Here is a 17,478-nt window from a genome sequence, read left to right on the forward strand (position 1 = left end):
GCCGGTCATACCCGCACCGCCGGCACCCAAGCCCATCGCCGTGCACGTCGGGCCGGGCTGGGCGCTGCTGCTCCACCGCGCGGCCCGACCGGGGCCGCTCTTCGCCGCCGGGTTCGCCGTCGCCGGGCTGTTCGGCGCCGTGGTCCGCTCGATCGGGCTGGTCGTGGCGGACGGGGCGATCGCCGACTGGCGGCCGGACCGGTCCGGGCGGCAGGCGGTTCAGGCGGCGGGCGGGCGGAGGCAGGCGGCGGGCCGCGCGACGTCGTTCGGACCAGGGCCGGCGGCGACGCCCCGGCGCCCACGCCGTTTGTCGGCGGGGCGATCGGGAAGCCGCGGGGTGACCGCAGAGCCGGCGCAGCCGCGCCCCGACGATCGCGAGGACGTCATGGCCGAGCAGAAGGCCCGACAGCAGACCCGGACCGCCGAGCAGGAACGCCTCGAAGAGGACGCCGAGCGCAGCCGGGACTGGGCGGACGAGGCGGCGAAGGCCCGTACCTCGGACGACCCCCGCGCGACCAGCCCGCGCGACGCCGCGGGCCGCCCCTCCAACGGCCGCCAGTTCTGACCCGGGCCGCCCGACGACAGCGGTGATCATGAGGTTGGCGGCAGGATCGGCGATCGACTACGCCGTCAACCTCATGATCAACCCGGCAGAGGCCGGACGGCCGCGGGGGCGGGCAGGGTCAGGGCCGGCCCGGTCAGGGCGGGCAGAGTCAGGGGCGGCCTTCCGGAAGACGGAGCAGGGGGGCGCGGCCGGGGGGATGCTCCGGAGCCGGTCCGGACGGATCGGCGGGGGAAACCGGGACGGTGACCGGCATGGCGCAGGTGACCCGGACCGTCTCGCCGTGGTGCCGCAACTCCAGCACGGTGTCCGACCCGCCGTTGCGCAGCGAGTACGTCGTCTGGTGCGGCCGGACGTCCACCCGTAGCCGCATCGCGCGCCACTGAAGCGAGAACTCCAACCGGCTCATCCGGCTGGAGAGCCGTGGCGAGAACGACAGCGTCCCGTCGTGGTCGCGGAGCCCGCCGAAGCCCGCCACCAGCGCGATCCAGGCACCCGCGAGCGAGGCCATGTGCACGCCGTCGCGGGTGTTCTCGTTCAGGTCGTGCAGGTCCATCAGCGCGGCCTCGCGCAGGTACCTGTGGGCCAGCTCCGGGTGGCCCACCTCGGCCGCCATCACCGCCTGGGTGGAGGCCGACAGCGACGAGTCGCGGACGGTGCGCCGCTCGTAGTAGAGGAAGTTGCGCAGCTTTTCCGCGCCGGTGAACGCGTCACCCCGCCAGTGCATGGCGAGCACCAGGTCGGCCTGCTTGATCACCTGCTTGCGGTACAGGTCGAAGTACGGGTAGTGCAGCAGCAGCGGGTACTTCTCCGCCGGGGTGTGGTCGAAGTCCCACTCCTGCAGCCGGGTGAAGCCATCCACCTGCTCGTGCACGTCGAGCCCCTCGTCGTACGGGACGTGCATGGCACGCGCGGCGTCCCGCCACTCGGCCGCCTCCTCCTCGGTAACCCCGAGGTCGATGGCGTCGTCCCGGAGGCGCATCGCGCACTCGGCGGCGGCGAGCAGGTTCCGCTGCGCCATCAGGTTGGTGTAGATGTTGTCGTCCTTGACCGCGGTGTATTCGTCCGGGCCGGTCACCCCGTCGATGTGGAACCGGCCGCTCCGGTCGTGGTGTCCCAGCGAACGCCAGAGCCGGGCGGTCTCCACCAGCAGCTCCAGGCCGATGTCCCGTTCCAGCTGCTCGTCGCCGGTGACCAGCAGGTACCGGCGCAGCGCGTCGGCGACGTCGGCGGCGATGTGGAACGCGGCCGTACCGGCCGGCCAGTACGCCGACGACTCGGCGCCCTCGATGGTCCGCCACGGGAAAGCCGCACCCTCCAGGTTCAACGTCCGGGCCCGCTCCCGGGCCTGTTCCAGGGTGGAGTGCCGCCAGTGCAGCGCGTCCCGGACCGCGCTCGGCTGGGTGTACGTGAGCACCGGGAGCACGAACATCTCGGTGTCCCAGAAGGCGTGCCCGTCGTACCCGGGGCCGGTCAGGCCCTTCGCGGCGATCGGCCGCCGCTCAGCCCGGGCGCCGGCCTGGAGCACGTGGAACAGTCCGAACCGGACCGCCTGCTGCACCTCCGGGTCGCCCTCCAACCGCACGTCGGCCGCGTCCCAGAACTCGTCCAGGTATTCCCGCTGCTCCCGGCGCAGCCCCTCCCAGCCGTCCAGGCGGGCCGCGGCGAGCGCCGCGCCGACCTGGTCGCGCAGCGCCGGCAGCGACCGGCGGCTGGACCAGCCGTACGTCAGGTACTTGACCACCCGCAGCGTCTCGCCGGGCTTGAGCACGCACCCGACCGTGGTCCGCACCCAGTCCTGGTACCCCTCGGACTCGATGGTGGCCTTCGTCGGGGCGTCCACGTCGTGACCCATGATGGCGGCCACCCGCAGCCCGCTGACCTTGGTGCGGTGGATCAGCAGCCCGCCGTCGTCGGTGGTCAGCTCCTCCTCGGCCTGCAGGGGGGACTCCAGCACCGCGGCCACCCGGGGGTCGCGGCTCTGCGCCGGCAGGGTCTCGTTGGCGACCAGCTCGGACTGGAGGATGAGCCGCAGCGGGCCGTTCACCGCCTCCACCTCGTAGTGGATCGCGGCGACCGCCCGCTGGGTGAAGGAGACCAGCCGGGTGCTGCGCACCTTGACCTCACTCCCGGCCGGGGAGCGCCAGTGCAGCTCCCGGTGCAGGGTGCCGGCACGCAGGTCGAGGATCCGCTCGTGGGCGAGGAGCTCGCCGTACCGGACGTCGAGCGGCTCGTCGTCGACCAGCAGCCGGATCAGCTTGCCGTTGGTGACGTTGACGATGGTCTGGCCCGACTCGGGGAAGCCGAAGCCGGCCTCCGCGTACGGCAGCGGGCGCAGCTCGTAGAAGGAGTTGAGGTAGGTGCCGGGCAGGCCGTGCGGCTCCCCCTCGTCGAGGTTGCCGCGCAGGCCGACGTGGCCGTTGGAGAGCGCGAAGACCGACTCCGACTGGGCGAGCACGTCCATGTCCAGCCGGGTCTCCCGGACGTGCCACGGCTCGACCGGATAGGCGCGTTCGCGGATCATGCCGCCGCCCCCTTCAACAGGTCGGCGAGGTCGGTGACCACGATGTCCGCGCCGTGCGCGCGCAGCCCGTCGGCCTGACCGACCCGGTCGACACCGACCACGTACCCGAAGTTGCCGGCCCGGCCCGCGGCCACCCCGGCGAGGGCGTCCTCGAAGACGGCCGCGTTCGCCGGTTCGACGCCGAGCAGCTTCGCCCCGGCCAGGAAGGTGTCCGGGTACGGCTTGCCGCGCAGCCCCTCGGCCCGAGCCAGCAACCCGTCGACCCGCGCCTCGAGCAGCGGTTCCAGCCCGGCGGCGGCCACCACCTCGCGGCAGTTGGCGCTCGCCGAGACCACCGCCCGGCGCAGCCCGGCCGCGGCCGCGGCCCGCAGGTAGGTCACCGAGCCGGGGTAGACCTCGACGCCGTCGGTGTGGATCCGCTCCAGCAGGACGACGTTCTTGCGGTTCCCCACCCCGTTGACGGTGTCCGCCTCCGGCGGGTCGTTCGGGCTCCCCTCGGGAAGCACGATCCCGCGCGAGTCGAGGAAGGAGCGCACCCCGTCGGCCCGGGGCTTCCCGTCGACGTACCGGTTGTAGTCCGGGCCCGGGTCGTACGGCCGGAACGGCTCGCCGGTGGCGGCCGCGCGGCCCCGCAGGAAGTCGTCGAAGGTCTGCTTCCAGGCGGCGTTGTGCACCCGGGCGGTCTGCGTCAGCACACCGTCCAGATCGAAGAGACAGGCGGTCACATGAGTGGGTAGACCCAGCACGGTACGAATCTATCCACCGGATCGGCCGGGCAGACCGGATTCACGTCCGACGGGTGGGTCAGCGGTGGGGGCGCAGCGTCCAGACCACGGTCATCACCGAGGTCGGCGTGCCGTCCTCGGTGCCGATCTCGACCTCGACCGGGAACTCCGGCCGCTGCCCGGCGTCCAGCTCGGCGGTCACCTCGGCGGGGGGGCGGCCGAGCCGGGCGGTGGCCAGCACCGGCCCCATGGCCAGCTTCCGGTACGCGATGTCGGCCCGGACGGCGAGCGGCACCGCCCGGTCGAGCAGGTGACCGAAGGCGGCCATCACCACCGCGCCGGACGCGGTCTCGCCGAGGGTGAACATGGCCCCGGCGTGCGGACCGCCGACGTGGTTGTGGGTGGCCGGCGTGTCGGGCAGCCGGACGACCGCGCGGACGCCACCTTCGGCCTCCGGCGCGACCTCGACGAACTCGAAGCCGAGAGTACGGGCGAACGGGACGGCCTGGAGCATTCCGGCCGCCACCTGGCGCGAGTCGATGGACATGCCCCCGACGTTACTAGTCGGTAACTTTGCCGGCAAGACACCCCGGCGATATCGCCGACCAGCGAACGGCGACCAGAAGAGGGGACGACGGCGACTCCTCCGCGGCGGCCCGACGGCTCACCGCCAGCCCACGTCGATCCGGTCGCCGCGCTCGTCGAAGAAGTGCAGCGCGTCCATGCGTACCGCGACGGACATCGGGTGGCCCGCGGAGATCGCCGGGTACGGGGCGAGGCGCACCGCCAGCTCGGCGGGGCGGCGTTGGTGCCGACCCGGGTCGTTCAGCACGCTGGTCCGGTTGCCCCCGCCGACCGCCAGTTCCGGCTCGGTCTCAGCGGCCCGCCCGGTCAGCCGCTGCATCACCTGGCCGAACCGGCGCAGACCGCGCTGGCCACCGGCGGCGCTCTGCACCGGGGTGCCCAGCTCGTCGACCACGATGGCGGTGGCGCCGATGTCGAGGAAAGCCAGCGACTCGTGCCCGTGGTGCTCCAGGTGGCGGATCCGGCCCTGGAGCACGTCGCCCGGGGTGTCCGGGGCCACCGGGGTCAGCGCCTCGGCCCGCATCCCGACCACGATCCTTTCACCGTGGTAGTGCGCCACGGCCCGACTGCGGATGTCGTCCCACGGCAGATAGAGCGACTGCTCGCCGAGGTTGAGCGTGACGTACCGGTCGAGGTGGACGTAGACCGACGCCTCCAGCAGGTTCATCCGAGGGCTGCCGAGGAACGCGGCCACGTAGAGGGTGGCCGGCCGGCCGTACACCTGGGTGGGGGTGCCGACGTCCTGGAGGACCCCCCGGCGCATGATGGCGACCCGGTCGGCCATGGTCAGCGCCTCGGCCTGGTCGTGCGTGACGTAGATGGTGGTGATGCCCAGCTTCCGGGTCAGCCCGGAGATCTCCGCGCGCAGCTCGGCCCGAAGCCCGCTGTCCAGGTTGGAGAGGGGTTCGTCCATCAGGAACAGGCCGGGTCGGCGAACTATCGCCCGACCCATCGCCACCCGCTGCCGCTGGCCGCCGGAGAGCTGGCTCGGCTTGCGTCCCAGCACGTCGCCGATGCCGAGCGCGCTGGCCACATCGGTGACCCGCTCGCCGCGCGGGGCCGGCTCGACGCCGGCCAACCGCAGCGGGAAGGCGATGTTGTCGCCGACGCTCATGTGCGGGTAGAGCGCAAAGTCCTGGAAGACCATGGCGATCCTGCGCTCGCGCGGCGGCAGGTCGTTGGCGACCTCGCCGTCGAGCATCACCGCGCCGGAGGTCGGATCCTCCAGCCCGGCGACCATCCGCAGCACGGTGGACTTCCCGCAGCCGGACGGCCCGAGCAGCACCATGAACTCGCCGTCGTTGACGTCCAGATTGACGCTGTCGACCGCGAGCGTCCCGTCCTGGAACACCTTGGTGACATCCTTGAGCGCGACGGTGGTCACCGTCTCCTCCCCCAGCTCGGCGGAATCCCGCTTGACTGTGACGAGGATCTCTGCGGCAGCACATCGGGTGAACGTGCCATGTTCGACTCGTGACACCGCTATGACGGCCCAGCGTGCCGCCGGGGCGGATCAGGCCGGGTCGTCGAGGAAGACCCGGCGGACCACCCGCTCCGCCGCGTGCCCGTCGTCCAGGGCGCAGAACCGCTCCCGGAACCGTTGCCGCGCCCGGGTCGCCCCCGCGCCGTCGACCGCGCCGGCACGGAAGGTCTCCCGCAGCTCGTCGAAGGTGAGCGCGACCGCGCCGGGCGGTTCGGCGGTGACGTCGAAGTAGACCCCCCGAGCCAGCCGGTAGGCGTCCCGGTCCGGGGCGTAGACGACGATCGGCCGGTCCAGCACGGCATAGTCGAACATCGCCGAGGAGTAGTCGGTGACCAGCACGTCGGCGGCGAGGTAGAGGTCCTCCACGCAGCGGTGGTCGCTGACGTCGACGGCCCGTCCCCGGGTACGCCGGCGGGCCCGGCCGTCCCGGTCGTGGAAGTAGTGGCTGCGGATCAGCAGCCGTCCGGTCGGCCCGAGCACGTCGAGCAGCCGCTCCGGGTCGAACGGCGGCCGGTAGCCCGGCACGTGTTCCCGGTGCGTCGGCGCGTAGAGCACCACCCGCTCGTCCGGGGCGACGCCGAGCCGGTCCCGCACCTCCCGGACCTCCTCGGCGGTGGCGGTGGCCAGCCGGTCGTTGCGCGGGTAGCCGACCTCCAGGGTGGTGTAGTCCGCCGGGTAGGCCCGGTCCCACATCTGCGTGGAGAAGCTGTTCGAGGTGATGCTGAAGTCCCACCGGTCCACCCGGCGCAGCAGCCCGGCGAAGTCCATCCCGGCCGCGCCGAGCGGGTAGCGCTGCTGGTCCAGCCCCATCACCTTGACCGGGGTGCCGTGGTGGGTCTGCACGTGCACCGAACCGGGCCGCTTGCGGACGAAGTCGGGGAAGTTCACGTTGTTGACCAGCCAGCGCGCCCGGGCCAGCGCCTGGTAGTAGCCGCGGGTGCCGGCGACCACGTACTCGACGCCGGGCGGCAGCGTGTCGACCCGGTCCCGCCGGACGATCCACACCCCGCGTACCTGGGGGGCCAGCCGGCGGGCTGCGGCGTCGATGGCGGCCGGGTTGCAGGCGTACCCCCGGTACCAGTAGGCGGCGTAGACGGCCAGCGTCGGGTCCATCGGCCGGCGCAGCTCGGCCCGGTAGTACTCGCGCAGCAGCGCGTCCCGGGTCAGCCTGGCGGTCCGGCGGGCCACCGGCAGCGCCCGCCGGCGGGCGGACCGGGCCGTGGCCCGGGCCTGGTTCGCGCCACGCAACGCGCTGAAGGTACGCCACCGGCCCGCCGCCACCAGCCGGTGCTTGAGCCCCTCCACCCCGTCCGGTGCCGGGTAGCCGCCGGGCGGCAGCCAGCGCCGGTAGTCGGCGGTGATCCGCTCGAAGAAGGCCGGGCGCAGCTCCGGGGCGATCCGTTCGCCGTGGCCGAGCACGGTCAGGTAGTGCCAGATCATCCGCTCGAAGACGGCGGGGCGCAGGTCGGCCACCGGTTCGCCCCAGCGGTCCATCAGCCGGAACACCCGGTGCCACTGCTCGAAGACCTCGAAGTGCCGGTCACCCCGGGTCCGGGTGATCGCCCCGGCCCGCCGCTGCCGGTAGTTGACGCAGACCCGGTCGAGCACGTCGATCCGCTCGGCGGCCAGCATCACCGGATAGGTGAACGAGACGTCCTCGTACCAGCCGGGGGCGAAGCGCAACCCGAGGTCGACCAGGAACCGCCGGCGGACCAGCCGGTTCCAGGCCGTGTGCAACAGCCGCATGGTCTCCGGCCGGTCGCGCAGCCGGAACGTCGCCTCGCCGGGCGGTTCCGGGAAGACCTCGGCCATCGCGCTGCGGGTGGCGGTGTCGTCCCAGTACCGCCGGACGTGGTCGACGACGAGCACGTCCGGGCGGGTGGCCAGCAGCCGGTCGGCCACCTCCGCGAGGCACTCCGGCGCCAGCCAGTCGTCGCCGTCGACGAACCAGACGTACTCGCCGGCGGCCCGGTCCAGCCCCGCGTTGCGGGCCGGGCCGAGCCCGACGTTCTCGGTCAGCCGCAGCGGGCGGACCCGGGGGTCGCGGGCGGCGTACTCGTCGAGGATGTCGCCGCTGGCGTCCGGCGAGGCGTCGTCGACGCCGATCACCTCGATGTCGCCGAACGGCTGGTCGAGCAGGGAGTCCAGGCATTCGCGCAGGTAGCCCTGCACCCGGAAGGCGGGGACGACGACGCTGATCAGGGTCATCCTCACCGCCCGTCCGTCAGCCCGGCGAACCACCCCTCACCGAAGCGGCCGCCGCCCGGGTGGCGCGGGCCGGCAGGACGACCCAGGTCAGGACGACACTCGCCACGAAAACCACGAAAAGGTACGCACCGAGTGTAGCCATCCCGCTGCCCGCCAAACCGGCAATCGCCGCCAGCGCCAGCAGCACCGAGCGGCCCTCCCAGCCCAGGGTCCACGGGTGCAGCGGCGGGGCCGGCTGCCGCTTCTCCAGCCGGGCGACCAGGTCGTAGTGGTGCAGGGTGAGCACGAAGACGTACCCGAAGATCAGCCACGGCGGCCCGCCGCCGACCACCCCGACGGCGATCGCGAAGAGGTACTCCCCGGCCCGCAGCGCCGCCGGCACCAGCCAGTCCAGCGGTCCGTTGTGCGCCGCGCCCGCGCCCAGGCCGGCGACCAGCAGCACCAGCAACGCCACCGGCACCAAGCGGAGCAGCCCGCCGGGGTCACCGGCGCCGCCGAGCCGGAGCAGCTCCGCGACCAGCAGCGCCGCCGGGCCGAGCGCACCGACCACCGCCAGCCTCAACGGCCCCGCCCGCCGGACCACCGGCAGCCGGGCGGCCAGCGGCCCGTCGTCGCGGTGCAGCGTCGCGTCGACCGTGTCCAGCACCGGCACCCACATCCAGCGGGCCCGCAGGGTCCGCAGCGCGCCGGTGTACCCGAACGCCAGCGTCCCCCACACCAGCACCGCGACCAGGCTGACCAGCGGGTTGAACAGCGCCACGGTGAGCGCGATCAGCGCCCACCGCTCCCCGATCGGGAAGACCACCGTCCGCTTCAGCCAGTACGACGCCGACCCGGTGTCCGCCTGCACCCGGGTCGACGCGGTGTTCAACCGGTCGCCGATCGCGCCGCCGGCGCCCCGCGCCGTCCTCGGGCGGTGGACGGCCTCGTCGTGCAGCACGCCGTACCAGGCGTCGGTCATGTGCCGCACGGTCTGCATGGTCATCGCGGCGATCGCCAGGGCCCAGCCGTACCGGAACCCGGCCTGCGTCGCGCCGAAGCCCAGGCCGGCGTAGACCAGGTACTCCTTGGCCCGGTCGGCCATCGTGTCCAGCCAGCCGCCCCAGGCGCTGAACTGCCGGGTGTAGCGGGCCAGCTGGCCGTCCACGCAGTCCAGCACGAAGCCGAGATAGAGCAGGACCGCCCCGCCGACCAGCGCGGGACGCCCGCCGAGGCCGAAGAGGACCGCCGCGCTCACCGCGAAGAGCACCGAGAGCAGCGTGACGGCGGTCGGGCCGAGCCCGATCCGGGCGGCGAACTTCGTCAGGTACGGCGACCAGGTGCTGACGAAGAAGGTGGTGAAGAAGTCGTCCCGCTCCTTGACCGAGAGCCGCAGCTCTGCCCGATCCTCGTCGACCGCGGCCACCGCCGCCTCGGCCACGGAGAGCTCGTCCGGGTCGGCGACCCGGTGCGCGACGAGCAGGCGTACCCGGTGGGCGAAGGTCAGCGTGCCGAGGCCGACCAGCGAGGCGAAGACCCGGTCCACGGCGGGCCCGGCCGCGGGCACCTCGGCGGCGGGCGACGCGGCGGCCCGGGCGGCGGCCGCGAGGGCCGGCAGGTCCTCCGTGCCGACCCGCAGCGCCCCGCCGAAGACGCCGGTGGCGTCGGCCAGCTCCGGACCAGCGTCGACCACCTGCCCGCGCTCCTCGTGGACGGCGCTGCGCCCGGCGGCCGGCGGATCGGTGAGCACCAGGGCCACCGTCGGGCCGACCGGGCTGGTGGACAGGTGTCTGAGTACGGCGGTGTGCGCGACCAGGTCGGCGCCGGTGACGATCACCGGGCCGGCCGCGGTGCCGAGCAGGGCTGCCAGTTCGTCCAGGTCGGCGGCGGACCGGACCTGCTCCGCCCCGGCCCGGCGCCACTGGGCGGCGAGCCGGTCGGAGAGCGTCTCCCCGGTGCCGGTGGGCAGGCCCGCGGCTGGCGCGCCGGCGGCGAGCACGATCGCGAGCATCACGGCGGGACCGCGGCGTGGTACGCGTCCAGCGCCTCCGCGACCGTCCCGTCGATGGTGAGCCGGCCACCATCGAGGTAGAGGCCGCGACGGCAGAACCGGGTCAGGTCCTTCTCGTTGTGCGACACCAGCACCAAGGTCCGGCCCTCCGCGAGCAGCCGGTCGATCGTCGAATAGCACTTCTTGCGGAACTCCGCGTCGCCCACCGCGGTCACCTCGTCCATCAGCAGGATCGGATGCGGCAGGTGGGCGATGATCGCGAAGCCCAGCCGGACCTTCATCCCGGACGAGTAGTGCCGGACGGAGGTGTCGATGGCCCGTTCCACCTGCTCGCCGGCGAACGAGACGATGTCGTCGAAGTGCCGCTTCAGGTACGCCGAGGAGAGCCCGTGCAGCCCGCCGACCAGGTAGAGGTTGTCCCGCCCGGTCAGGTCGCTGGAGAAGCCGGCGGAGAGTTCCAGCAGCGGCGCGACGTCGCCGCGGACCCGGATCCGCCCCTCGTCGGGGATGAGCACGCCGGCGATCAGCCGGAGCAGCGTGCTCTTGCCGGTGCCGTTGCGCCCGATCACGCCGACCGTGTCCCCGGCCGCCACCGTGAAGGAGACGTCGCGCAGCGGCCAGAACTGCGCGGACGAGGCGCCGCGCCCACCCCGGTGGATGAAGAGTTCCCGCAGGCGCAGCTGACGCCGGCGGTTGCGGACGAACCGGATGCCGAGCCCCTCGGCCTCGATGATCGGCGCCATGTCAGAGTTCCTTCAGCACGGCCGGTTCCAGCCGGCGGAAGGCCCACCAGCCGGCGGCCAGCACGAGCACGCTGCCGGCGACGGTGGTGAGCAGCAGCCGGGCGTCCGGGAACTCGTCGGGGTACCAGATGGCGTGCTGGAGCTGGAAGATGCCGACCAGTGGGTTGAGCTCGTACACCACCTTCACCCAGCGCGGCATGCCGGACTGCCGGACCAGGCTCAGCGGGTAGATGATCGGCGTGGCGTAGAAGAGCACCCGGACGATCAGCCGCATGAACCGTTCGACGTCGCGCATCAGCACGTTGATCGCGGACAGCAGCAGGGAGAGGCCGACCAGCAGGGTCGCCTGCACCAGCACGGCGAGCGGCAGGGCGAGCAGCGACCAACCGAGGTGGATCTTCCCGTGCGCGGCGTAGACGGCGGCGATGGCGAGCAGGATCGGCAGGCCGGCGGCGTACTCGGCGAACCGGCCGGTGACCCGGCCGATCGGGAAGACCTGCCGGGGCACGTTCATCGTGGTGATCAGGCGGGACTGCCCGGTCAGCGCGTTGGCCGCCTCGCTCAGCGCCGAGCTGGTCCACATCCAGGCGAAGATGCCGGTGATCAGGAAGAGCGGGTACGACTCGGCGGCCTGCCCGAGATGCCGGCTGGTGTCGCCGGAATAGAGCACGCCGAAGACGAAGAAGTAGATCGCGCCCATCCCGAGCGGCTCGATCAGCGACCAGAAATAGCCGAGGACGGACTGCTGGTACTTGACGGCGAGGTCACGCTTGACCAGGATCCGCAGCGAGTTGCGGTGCGACCACAACGCTCCGACCGCAGAGGTCACCCGCCGCCTCCCGCCTGGAGAAGACTGGACGACAGGCTAGCAGTCGGTGTTCGAACGCCCCAAGTAGGACCAACTCAGCATTCGATCACATTGACGGCCAGACCGCCCCGTGCCGTCTCCTTGTACTTGACCTTCATGTCGGCGCCCGTCTCCCGCATGGTCTTGATGACCTTGTCCAGCGAGACGGCGTGCACCCCGTCGCCACGCAGCGCCAGCCGGGCGGCCGTGATCGCCTTGATGCTAGCCACGGCGTTCCGCTCGATGCACGGGATCTGCACCAGCCCCCCGACCGGGTCGCAGGTCAGCCCGAGGTTGTGCTCCATGCCGATCTCGGCGGCGTTCTCCACCTGCGCCGGGGTACCGCCGAGCGCCTCGGCCAGCCCAGCGGCCGCCATCGAGCAGGCCGAGCCGACCTCGCCCTGGCAGCCGACCTCGGCCCCGGAGATCGAGGCGTTCTCCTTGAACAGCACGCCGATCGCGCCGGCGGTCAGCAGGAACCGCACCACGCCGTCCTCGCTGGCGCCCGGCACGAACCGGGTGTAGTAGTGCAGCACCGCCGGGATGATCCCGGCCGCGCCGTTGGTCGGGGCGGTGACCACCCGGCCGCCGGCCGCGTTCTCCTCGTTGACCGCGAGGGCGAAGAGGGTCACCCAGTCCATCACGCGCAGCGGGTCGGTGGAGTCGGTTTCCGCCTCGAGGCCACGCCGCAGCTCGGCCGCGCGGCGGCGGACCTTCAGCCCGCCGGGCAGCACGCCGTCGCGCTCGCAGCCCCGCTCGACGCACTCTCGCATCACCCGCCAGATCTCCAGCAGGCCGGCCCGGACGTCGGCCTCGCTGCGCCAGGAACGCTCGTTGGCCAGCATTACCTCGCTGATCGACAGCCCGGTGGCGGCGGTGACGTCGAGCAGTTCGCCGCCGGTGTAGAAGGGGTGCCGCACCCGCGTGGTGTCCGCCTTGATCCGGTCCGCCCCGGCGGCCGCCTCGTCCACCACGAAGCCGCCACCCACCGAGTAGTAGGTACGGGCGCGCACCTGCGCGCCGGTCCCGTCGTACGCGGCGAAGGTCATCCCGTTCGGGTGGTACGGCAGCGAGCGGCGGCGGTGCAGCACCAGGTCCCGGTCCGGGTCGAAGTCGATCTCCTGGGTGCCGAGCAGGCTCAGCCGCCGGTCGGCGCGGATCGCGGCGACCCGGGGTCCCACGATGTCGGTGTCGACCGCCTCCGGGGCCTCACCCTCCAGCCCGAGCAGCACGGCCCGGTCGCTGCCGTGCCCGCGCCCGGTGGCGCCCAGCGACCCGAAGAGCTCGGCCTGGACCCGGGCGACGTTGGTGAGCAGCCCGTCGGCCTTCAACCCGGCGACGAACGTCCGGGCGGCCCGCATCGGGCCCACGGTGTGCGAGCTGGACGGCCCGATGCCGACGCTGAATAGGTCGAAAACACTGATCATGGCTGCACTTCCTCGCCGACGTCCCGTGGTGCGGGGTCCGGCCCGGGTCGCGACCACCCCCGGTCGGGGCGGTCGTCGGGCACCGCCCGGGTGTGGGCGGCACCGACCGGCGAGCCTACCCGCCCAGCTCAACCAGGTCGCATCGTCCCGAGCCCGCCCGGCACCTGGCCGCCCGCTTCCCCGCCGCCCGCGCCCACGCCGGGCCGGAGGCGGCGGGGACATGGCAGCGCCCGTCCCGGCGAGCCGGGGCGGGCGTTGGCGTTCGGGGCAGGGCGGGACCCCGGCCGGGTCAGGGGGCCGTGTACGTGACGGTGACCTTCTGGTAGCCGAGGGACCGGAGCAGCCCCTCCAGCATCTTGCGGGTGTTCTCCTCGGCGCGCTGGGTCAGCCCGCTGTCCCGCGCCGCCGCGGTGATCCGATCCTGGGCCAGCTGGTAGACCTGCTGCTGCCGGTTGGGGTCGCCGTTCACCAGCTCGCTCAGCCGGTTGAGCAGGCCGCGCTGCTCGGCGAAGACGTAGCTCTTCTCCAGGTCGAGGTTGGTCTTGCCGAGCTGCGGCGCCGGTAGCTTGATCTCGACCGACTTCCCGTCGGCGGACTCGACCACCGCCCCCTCGGAGATCTTCGTGAAGTCGACGTACGCCTCGACGCTGCCCGCCCCCACGAAGAGGGTGCGCTGGTTGAGCAGGAACTCCGGCACGTTGTTGCGGTCGTTCTGCAGGTCGACCACCACCTGGAAGTTGCCCTCGGCGGCGACGTACCGGCTGAGGTCCCGGATCGACTTGAGCAGCGGCGGCTGGCTGCGGTCGGTCTGCTCCTTGGCGAACGGGCTGCGGAAGTCGGGGAAGATCCCGGTGGCCTGGGCCCCGAGCAGCACCACCACGGCCAGCGCCGCCGCGCCCAGCACCAGGAGAAGGGAGCGCGTCGACCCACCGGAGGACGCCCACCGAAATGCACCCGGCCCATCGCCGGCAGGCCGGCGGTCGCCACTGGACGGGTCGTCCGGAAACTGCCCGGTGGGCTCGTTGGTGTCACCGTCGCGGGCCATCGCCCTCACCGTCCTCGTCAGACACGTCGTCTGCGGATGACGTTACGTGCCGGGTGCGACACGCGCGCGGCGAGCGACCCGAACGGGTGAACGCCCGCTCAGGCGAAGGCGGAGATCCCGGTCAGTTTCTGCCCGATGACCAGCTGGTGGATCTCCGAGGTGCCCTCGTAGGTGAGCACGCTCTCCAGGTTGTTGGCGTGCCGCATGACCGGGTACTCGCCGGAGACCCCGTTGGCGCCGAGGATGGTCCGGCACTGCCGGGCGATGGCGAGGGCCTCCCGGACGTTGTTCAGCTTGCCCACGCTGACCTGCTCGGGGCGCAGCTTGCCGGCGTCGGCGAGCCGGCCCAGGTGCAGCGCGAGCAGCAGCCCCTTGTTCCACTCGACCGCCATGTCGGCGAGCTTGGCCTGGGTGAGCTGGAAGCCGGCCAGCGGCCGGCCGAACTGGGTCCGGGTGGTGGCGTACCCCAGGGCGGTCTCCAGGCAGTCGCGGGCCGCGCCGAGCGCGCCCCAGACGATGCCGTGCCGGGCCTCGGTCAGGCAGCTCAGCGGGGCCTTCAACCCGACCGCCCCGGGCAGTTGGGCGTCCGCCGGGAGCCGGACGTCGTCGAGGGCGATCTCGCCGGTCAGCGAGGCGCGCAGCGACATCTTGCGCCGGATCTCCCGCGCCGTCACCCCGGGCGTGTCCATGGGTACGGCGAAACCGCGCACCCCCTCGTCGGTGCGGGCCCAGATCACCGCGACGTCGGCGATCGGCGCGTTGGTGATCCACATCTTGGCGCCGTTGAGGATCCAGTCGTCGCCGTCGCGGCGGGCCCGGGTGGCCATCGACGCCGGGTCGGAGCCGTGGTCCGGCTCGGTCAACCCGAAGCTGCCGATCGCCTCGCCGGCCGCCATCGCCGGCAACCAGCGCTGCTTCTGCTCCTCGCTGCCGAAGCGCCAGATGGCGTACATGGCCAGCGAGCCCTGCACCGAGACGAGCGACCGGACGCCGGAGTCGCCGGCCTCCAACTCCAGGCAGGCCAGGCCGTACGCGACGGCGGAGGCACCGGCGCAGCCGTACCCGGTCAGGTGCATGCCGAGCAGGCCGAGCTTGCCGAACTCGCGGGCCAGCTCCCGGGCCGGCACCTGGCCGTCCTCGTACCAGCCGGCGACGTGCGGGCGTACCCGGTCGTCGACGAGCTGGCGCACGACGGCGCGGATCTGCCGCTCCTCCTCGCCGAGCGACGCGTCGATGTCCAGCAGGTCGAGAGGGCTCATGGTGGCCACCTTAACGACTCTTCAGGCGGGCGTCACTCGGCGTGACCGCCGAGCACCAGCACCCGGGCGTGGATCTGGTTGCGCTGCTGCAGCGCCGCGCGCAGCGCGCGGTGCAGGCCGTCCTCCAGGTAGAGACCGCCGTTCCACTGCACCACGTGCGGGAAGAGGTCGCCGTAGAAGGTCGAGTCCTCGGCGAGGAGCTTGTCCAGCGCCAACTCCCGCTTGGTGGTGATGAGCTGGTCCAGCCGCAGCGGACGCGGCGGGATCTCCGCCCACTGCTTGAGCGTGTAGCTGTGCTCCGGGTAGGGACGCCCGTCCCGGACCGCTCTGAAGATCACGGCACGCTCCCCTCCCCGCGTCCGGGCCGACCGACGGCGTGGAGCCGGGTCACGCCGTGGCGCCGCGCGGTGCGGCGCCGATGACCGTGCCAGCCTAACCGCCCCCGCCACACCGCGTTTTACTCCCTCATGTCGGTTTCGCCACCGCTGGTACCTACCCGGGACCCTACGAACCGCCCTCAACTCCACCGGCCGCGCCGGACCACCTCACCGACCGGTCGGCGCCCTCGGCGCAGCGACGGTGACCGATGGTCGGGTACTCGGTAACCGACCGTCACCGCGCCGATCGGCTGGTACTCCCCGGGCACCCCGAACGCCTCCCGGTACGCGTCCAGCCGCTGCGGCGGGATGCCGAAGAAGCACGCCCCCAGCCCCTCGTCCACTGCGGTGAGCAGCATCAGCAGCGCGGCGAACCCGGTGTCGACGAACCAGTACGGCACCGGCCAGCGCTCGGTCGAGCGGTCCGCCCAGCCCTTGTCCGGCTCGGCGTACCGCTCCAGGTAGGCGGCCCGGTTGGCGTGCGGCACCACGATCACCGGCGCCCGACGCATGCCGGCCAGCCAGCGCTCCCGCCCGCCGCCGCCCGGGGTGGTCGCGGCCCAGAACCGCTCCCGGTCCTCCGGCTCCTCCAGCACCAGGAAACCCCAGCCCTGGGCGAACCCGGCCGAGGGCGCCCGGACGGCGTGGTCGAGCAGCCGGTCCACCACGTCGGGCGGGACCGGGCGGTCCGGGTCGTAGTTGCGCACCATCCGGCGCCGCCGGACGACCTCGCGGAACTCCATGCCGACCCCCGGTCAGGTCCCGGGCCGGAGACCCCACGTTCCCCGCCAGGTCACCCCCGGCTCCAGCGTGATCACGTCCTTGCCGGACCGGAACGCGTCCGGCGGGCAGGTCATCGGCTCGACCGCCACCGACCGGCGGTGCCGCTCCCCGGTCAGCGTGTCCCCGGTGAAGACCTGCCACCAGCCGAACTCCCGGTCCGCCCAGACCCGCAGCGCGGCGGAGCCGTCAAGGGCGGCCAGGGTCACCGCCGAGCCGCCGTCGGCGTCCCGCGCCACGTCACCGAAGGTCACGTCGAGCACCGCGTCGCCGATCGGGCGGGGCTCGGTGAAGTCGTACTCGGTGCCGGCCACCGCGGTGCCGCCGATTGGCAGCAGCCGGCCGTCCAGCAGCAGCCGGTTCCGGCCCGGGACCCGCAGCGACACCTCGCCCACCGGCACCCCGGGCAGCCGGAGGTAGGGATGCGCCGAGAAGCCGTACGGGGCAGCCTCGGCGCCGACGTTCGTCGCCTCGTGCTCGACCCGCAGGCCGTCCGCCCCGACGCTCCACCGGGTACGCAGCCGCAGCGGCCACGGGTAGCCCAGGGTGGCCGGCAGGTCGTACCCGACCGTGACCGCGTCGGCGGACTGCTCGACCAGGTCCCACCGCACCCAGTTGACCAGGCCGTGCATCGCGTTGTTCCGGGTCGGATCGGTCAGCGTGAGCTGCAACGAGCGCTCGCCGAAGGTGTACGCGCCGTCCCGGATCCGGTTCGGCCAGGGTGCCAGCACCTGCCCGGCGGAGCCGGGGCAGATCTCGTCCGCCTCGTACCCGTCGACGTAGTCCACCCCGTCGTGCCGGTACGACCGCAGCCCACCGCCCACCTCCACGACGACGGCCTCGTGTCCGTCGGCGGAAATCGTCCACTGTGTCCCGGACGCGGGGCGCGGTGCGCGGTTGTCCATGCCGGCGACCTTAGTCGG

The 17,478-nt window shown here is 73.0% G+C and carries 15 protein-coding genes; 1 reads left to right on the plus strand and 14 read right to left on the minus strand.

The annotated features are described in order from the left end of the window. Nucleotides 1-385 precede the first annotated feature (385 nt). Complete coding sequence (locus ACLQ2U_RS00360; protein WP_425748861.1) at nucleotides 386-565, plus strand: hypothetical protein; 180 nt, start codon at nucleotides 386-388, stop codon at nucleotides 563-565. 148 nt (nucleotides 566-713) lie between these two features. On the opposite strand, the gene ACLQ2U_RS00365 is transcribed toward ACLQ2U_RS00360, so the two are convergent. The 14 genes from ACLQ2U_RS00365 to ACLQ2U_RS00430 all read right to left on the minus strand — a co-directional run bounded on the left by ACLQ2U_RS00365 (nucleotide 714) and on the right by ACLQ2U_RS00430 (nucleotide 17,460). Further along, nucleotides 714-3,086: a glycoside hydrolase family 65 protein gene (locus ACLQ2U_RS00365; protein WP_425748429.1), complete on the minus strand. Its 2,373-nt coding sequence runs from the start codon at nucleotides 3,084-3,086 to the stop codon at nucleotides 714-716. After that, on the minus strand, nucleotides 3,083-3,832 hold the full coding sequence (locus ACLQ2U_RS00370; RefSeq protein WP_425748431.1) for a beta-phosphoglucomutase family hydrolase: 750 nt from the start codon (nucleotides 3,830-3,832) through the stop codon (nucleotides 3,083-3,085). The genes ACLQ2U_RS00365 and ACLQ2U_RS00370 overlap by 4 nt, the downstream gene beginning before the upstream one ends. A gap of 58 nt (nucleotides 3,833-3,890) precedes the next feature. Next, nucleotides 3,891-4,358: a DUF4442 domain-containing protein gene (locus ACLQ2U_RS00375; protein ID WP_425748432.1), complete on the minus strand. Its 468-nt coding sequence runs from the start codon at nucleotides 4,356-4,358 to the stop codon at nucleotides 3,891-3,893. Nucleotides 4,359-4,475: 117 nt separating this feature from the next. Continuing rightward, nucleotides 4,476-5,780, minus strand: a complete 1,305-nt coding sequence (locus tag ACLQ2U_RS00380; protein WP_425748434.1) for an ABC transporter ATP-binding protein — start codon at nucleotides 5,778-5,780, stop codon at nucleotides 4,476-4,478. A 129-nt stretch (nucleotides 5,781-5,909) separates the two neighbouring features. Then, complete coding sequence (locus ACLQ2U_RS00385) at nucleotides 5,910-8,087, minus strand: bifunctional glycosyltransferase/CDP-glycerol:glycerophosphate glycerophosphotransferase (protein ID WP_425748862.1); 2,178 nt, start codon at nucleotides 8,085-8,087, stop codon at nucleotides 5,910-5,912. A gap of 16 nt (nucleotides 8,088-8,103) precedes the next feature. Then, complete coding sequence (locus ACLQ2U_RS00390) at nucleotides 8,104-10,080, minus strand: DUF5941 domain-containing protein (RefSeq protein ID WP_425748436.1); 1,977 nt, start codon at nucleotides 10,078-10,080, stop codon at nucleotides 8,104-8,106. Beyond that, nucleotides 10,077-10,820, minus strand: coding sequence for an ABC transporter ATP-binding protein (locus ACLQ2U_RS00395; protein ID WP_425748438.1), 744 nt, complete (start codon nucleotides 10,818-10,820; stop codon nucleotides 10,077-10,079). The genes ACLQ2U_RS00390 and ACLQ2U_RS00395 overlap by 4 nt, the downstream gene beginning before the upstream one ends. A 1-nt stretch (nucleotide 10,821) precedes the next feature. Continuing rightward, nucleotides 10,822-11,649, minus strand: a complete 828-nt coding sequence (locus ACLQ2U_RS00400; RefSeq protein WP_425748440.1) for an ABC transporter permease — start codon at nucleotides 11,647-11,649, stop codon at nucleotides 10,822-10,824. A 74-nt stretch (nucleotides 11,650-11,723) separates the two neighbouring features. Then, nucleotides 11,724-13,094 carry an L-serine ammonia-lyase gene (locus tag ACLQ2U_RS00405; protein ID WP_425748442.1) on the minus strand — a complete coding sequence of 457 codons (1,371 nt, stop codon included), beginning with the start codon at nucleotides 13,092-13,094 and terminating at the stop codon, nucleotides 11,724-11,726. 289 nt (nucleotides 13,095-13,383) lie between these two features. Next, nucleotides 13,384-14,139, minus strand: coding sequence for a DUF4230 domain-containing protein (locus ACLQ2U_RS00410; RefSeq protein ID WP_425748444.1), 756 nt, complete (start codon nucleotides 14,137-14,139; stop codon nucleotides 13,384-13,386). 98 nt (nucleotides 14,140-14,237) lie between these two features. Then, complete coding sequence (locus tag ACLQ2U_RS00415) at nucleotides 14,238-15,398, minus strand: acyl-CoA dehydrogenase family protein (RefSeq protein WP_425748446.1); 1,161 nt, start codon at nucleotides 15,396-15,398, stop codon at nucleotides 14,238-14,240. A 32-nt stretch (nucleotides 15,399-15,430) separates the two neighbouring features. Beyond that, on the minus strand, nucleotides 15,431-15,736 hold the full coding sequence (locus tag ACLQ2U_RS00420; protein WP_425748448.1) for a type II toxin-antitoxin system VapB family antitoxin: 306 nt from the start codon (nucleotides 15,734-15,736) through the stop codon (nucleotides 15,431-15,433). A gap of 179 nt (nucleotides 15,737-15,915) precedes the next feature. Next, a complete protein-coding gene (locus ACLQ2U_RS00425) occupies nucleotides 15,916-16,518 on the minus strand; it encodes a nitroreductase family protein (RefSeq protein ID WP_425748450.1) in 603 nt (200 codons plus the stop codon). Nucleotides 16,519-16,530: 12 nt separating this feature from the next. Beyond that, nucleotides 16,531-17,460: an aldose 1-epimerase family protein gene (locus ACLQ2U_RS00430; protein ID WP_425748452.1), complete on the minus strand. Its 930-nt coding sequence runs from the start codon at nucleotides 17,458-17,460 to the stop codon at nucleotides 16,531-16,533. Between the last annotated feature and the right edge of the window lie 18 nt (nucleotides 17,461-17,478).

It is taken from the genome of Micromonospora sp. DT47 (assembly GCF_049844475.1).
Taxonomy (GTDB): Bacteria; Actinomycetota; Actinomycetes; order Mycobacteriales; family Micromonosporaceae; genus Micromonospora.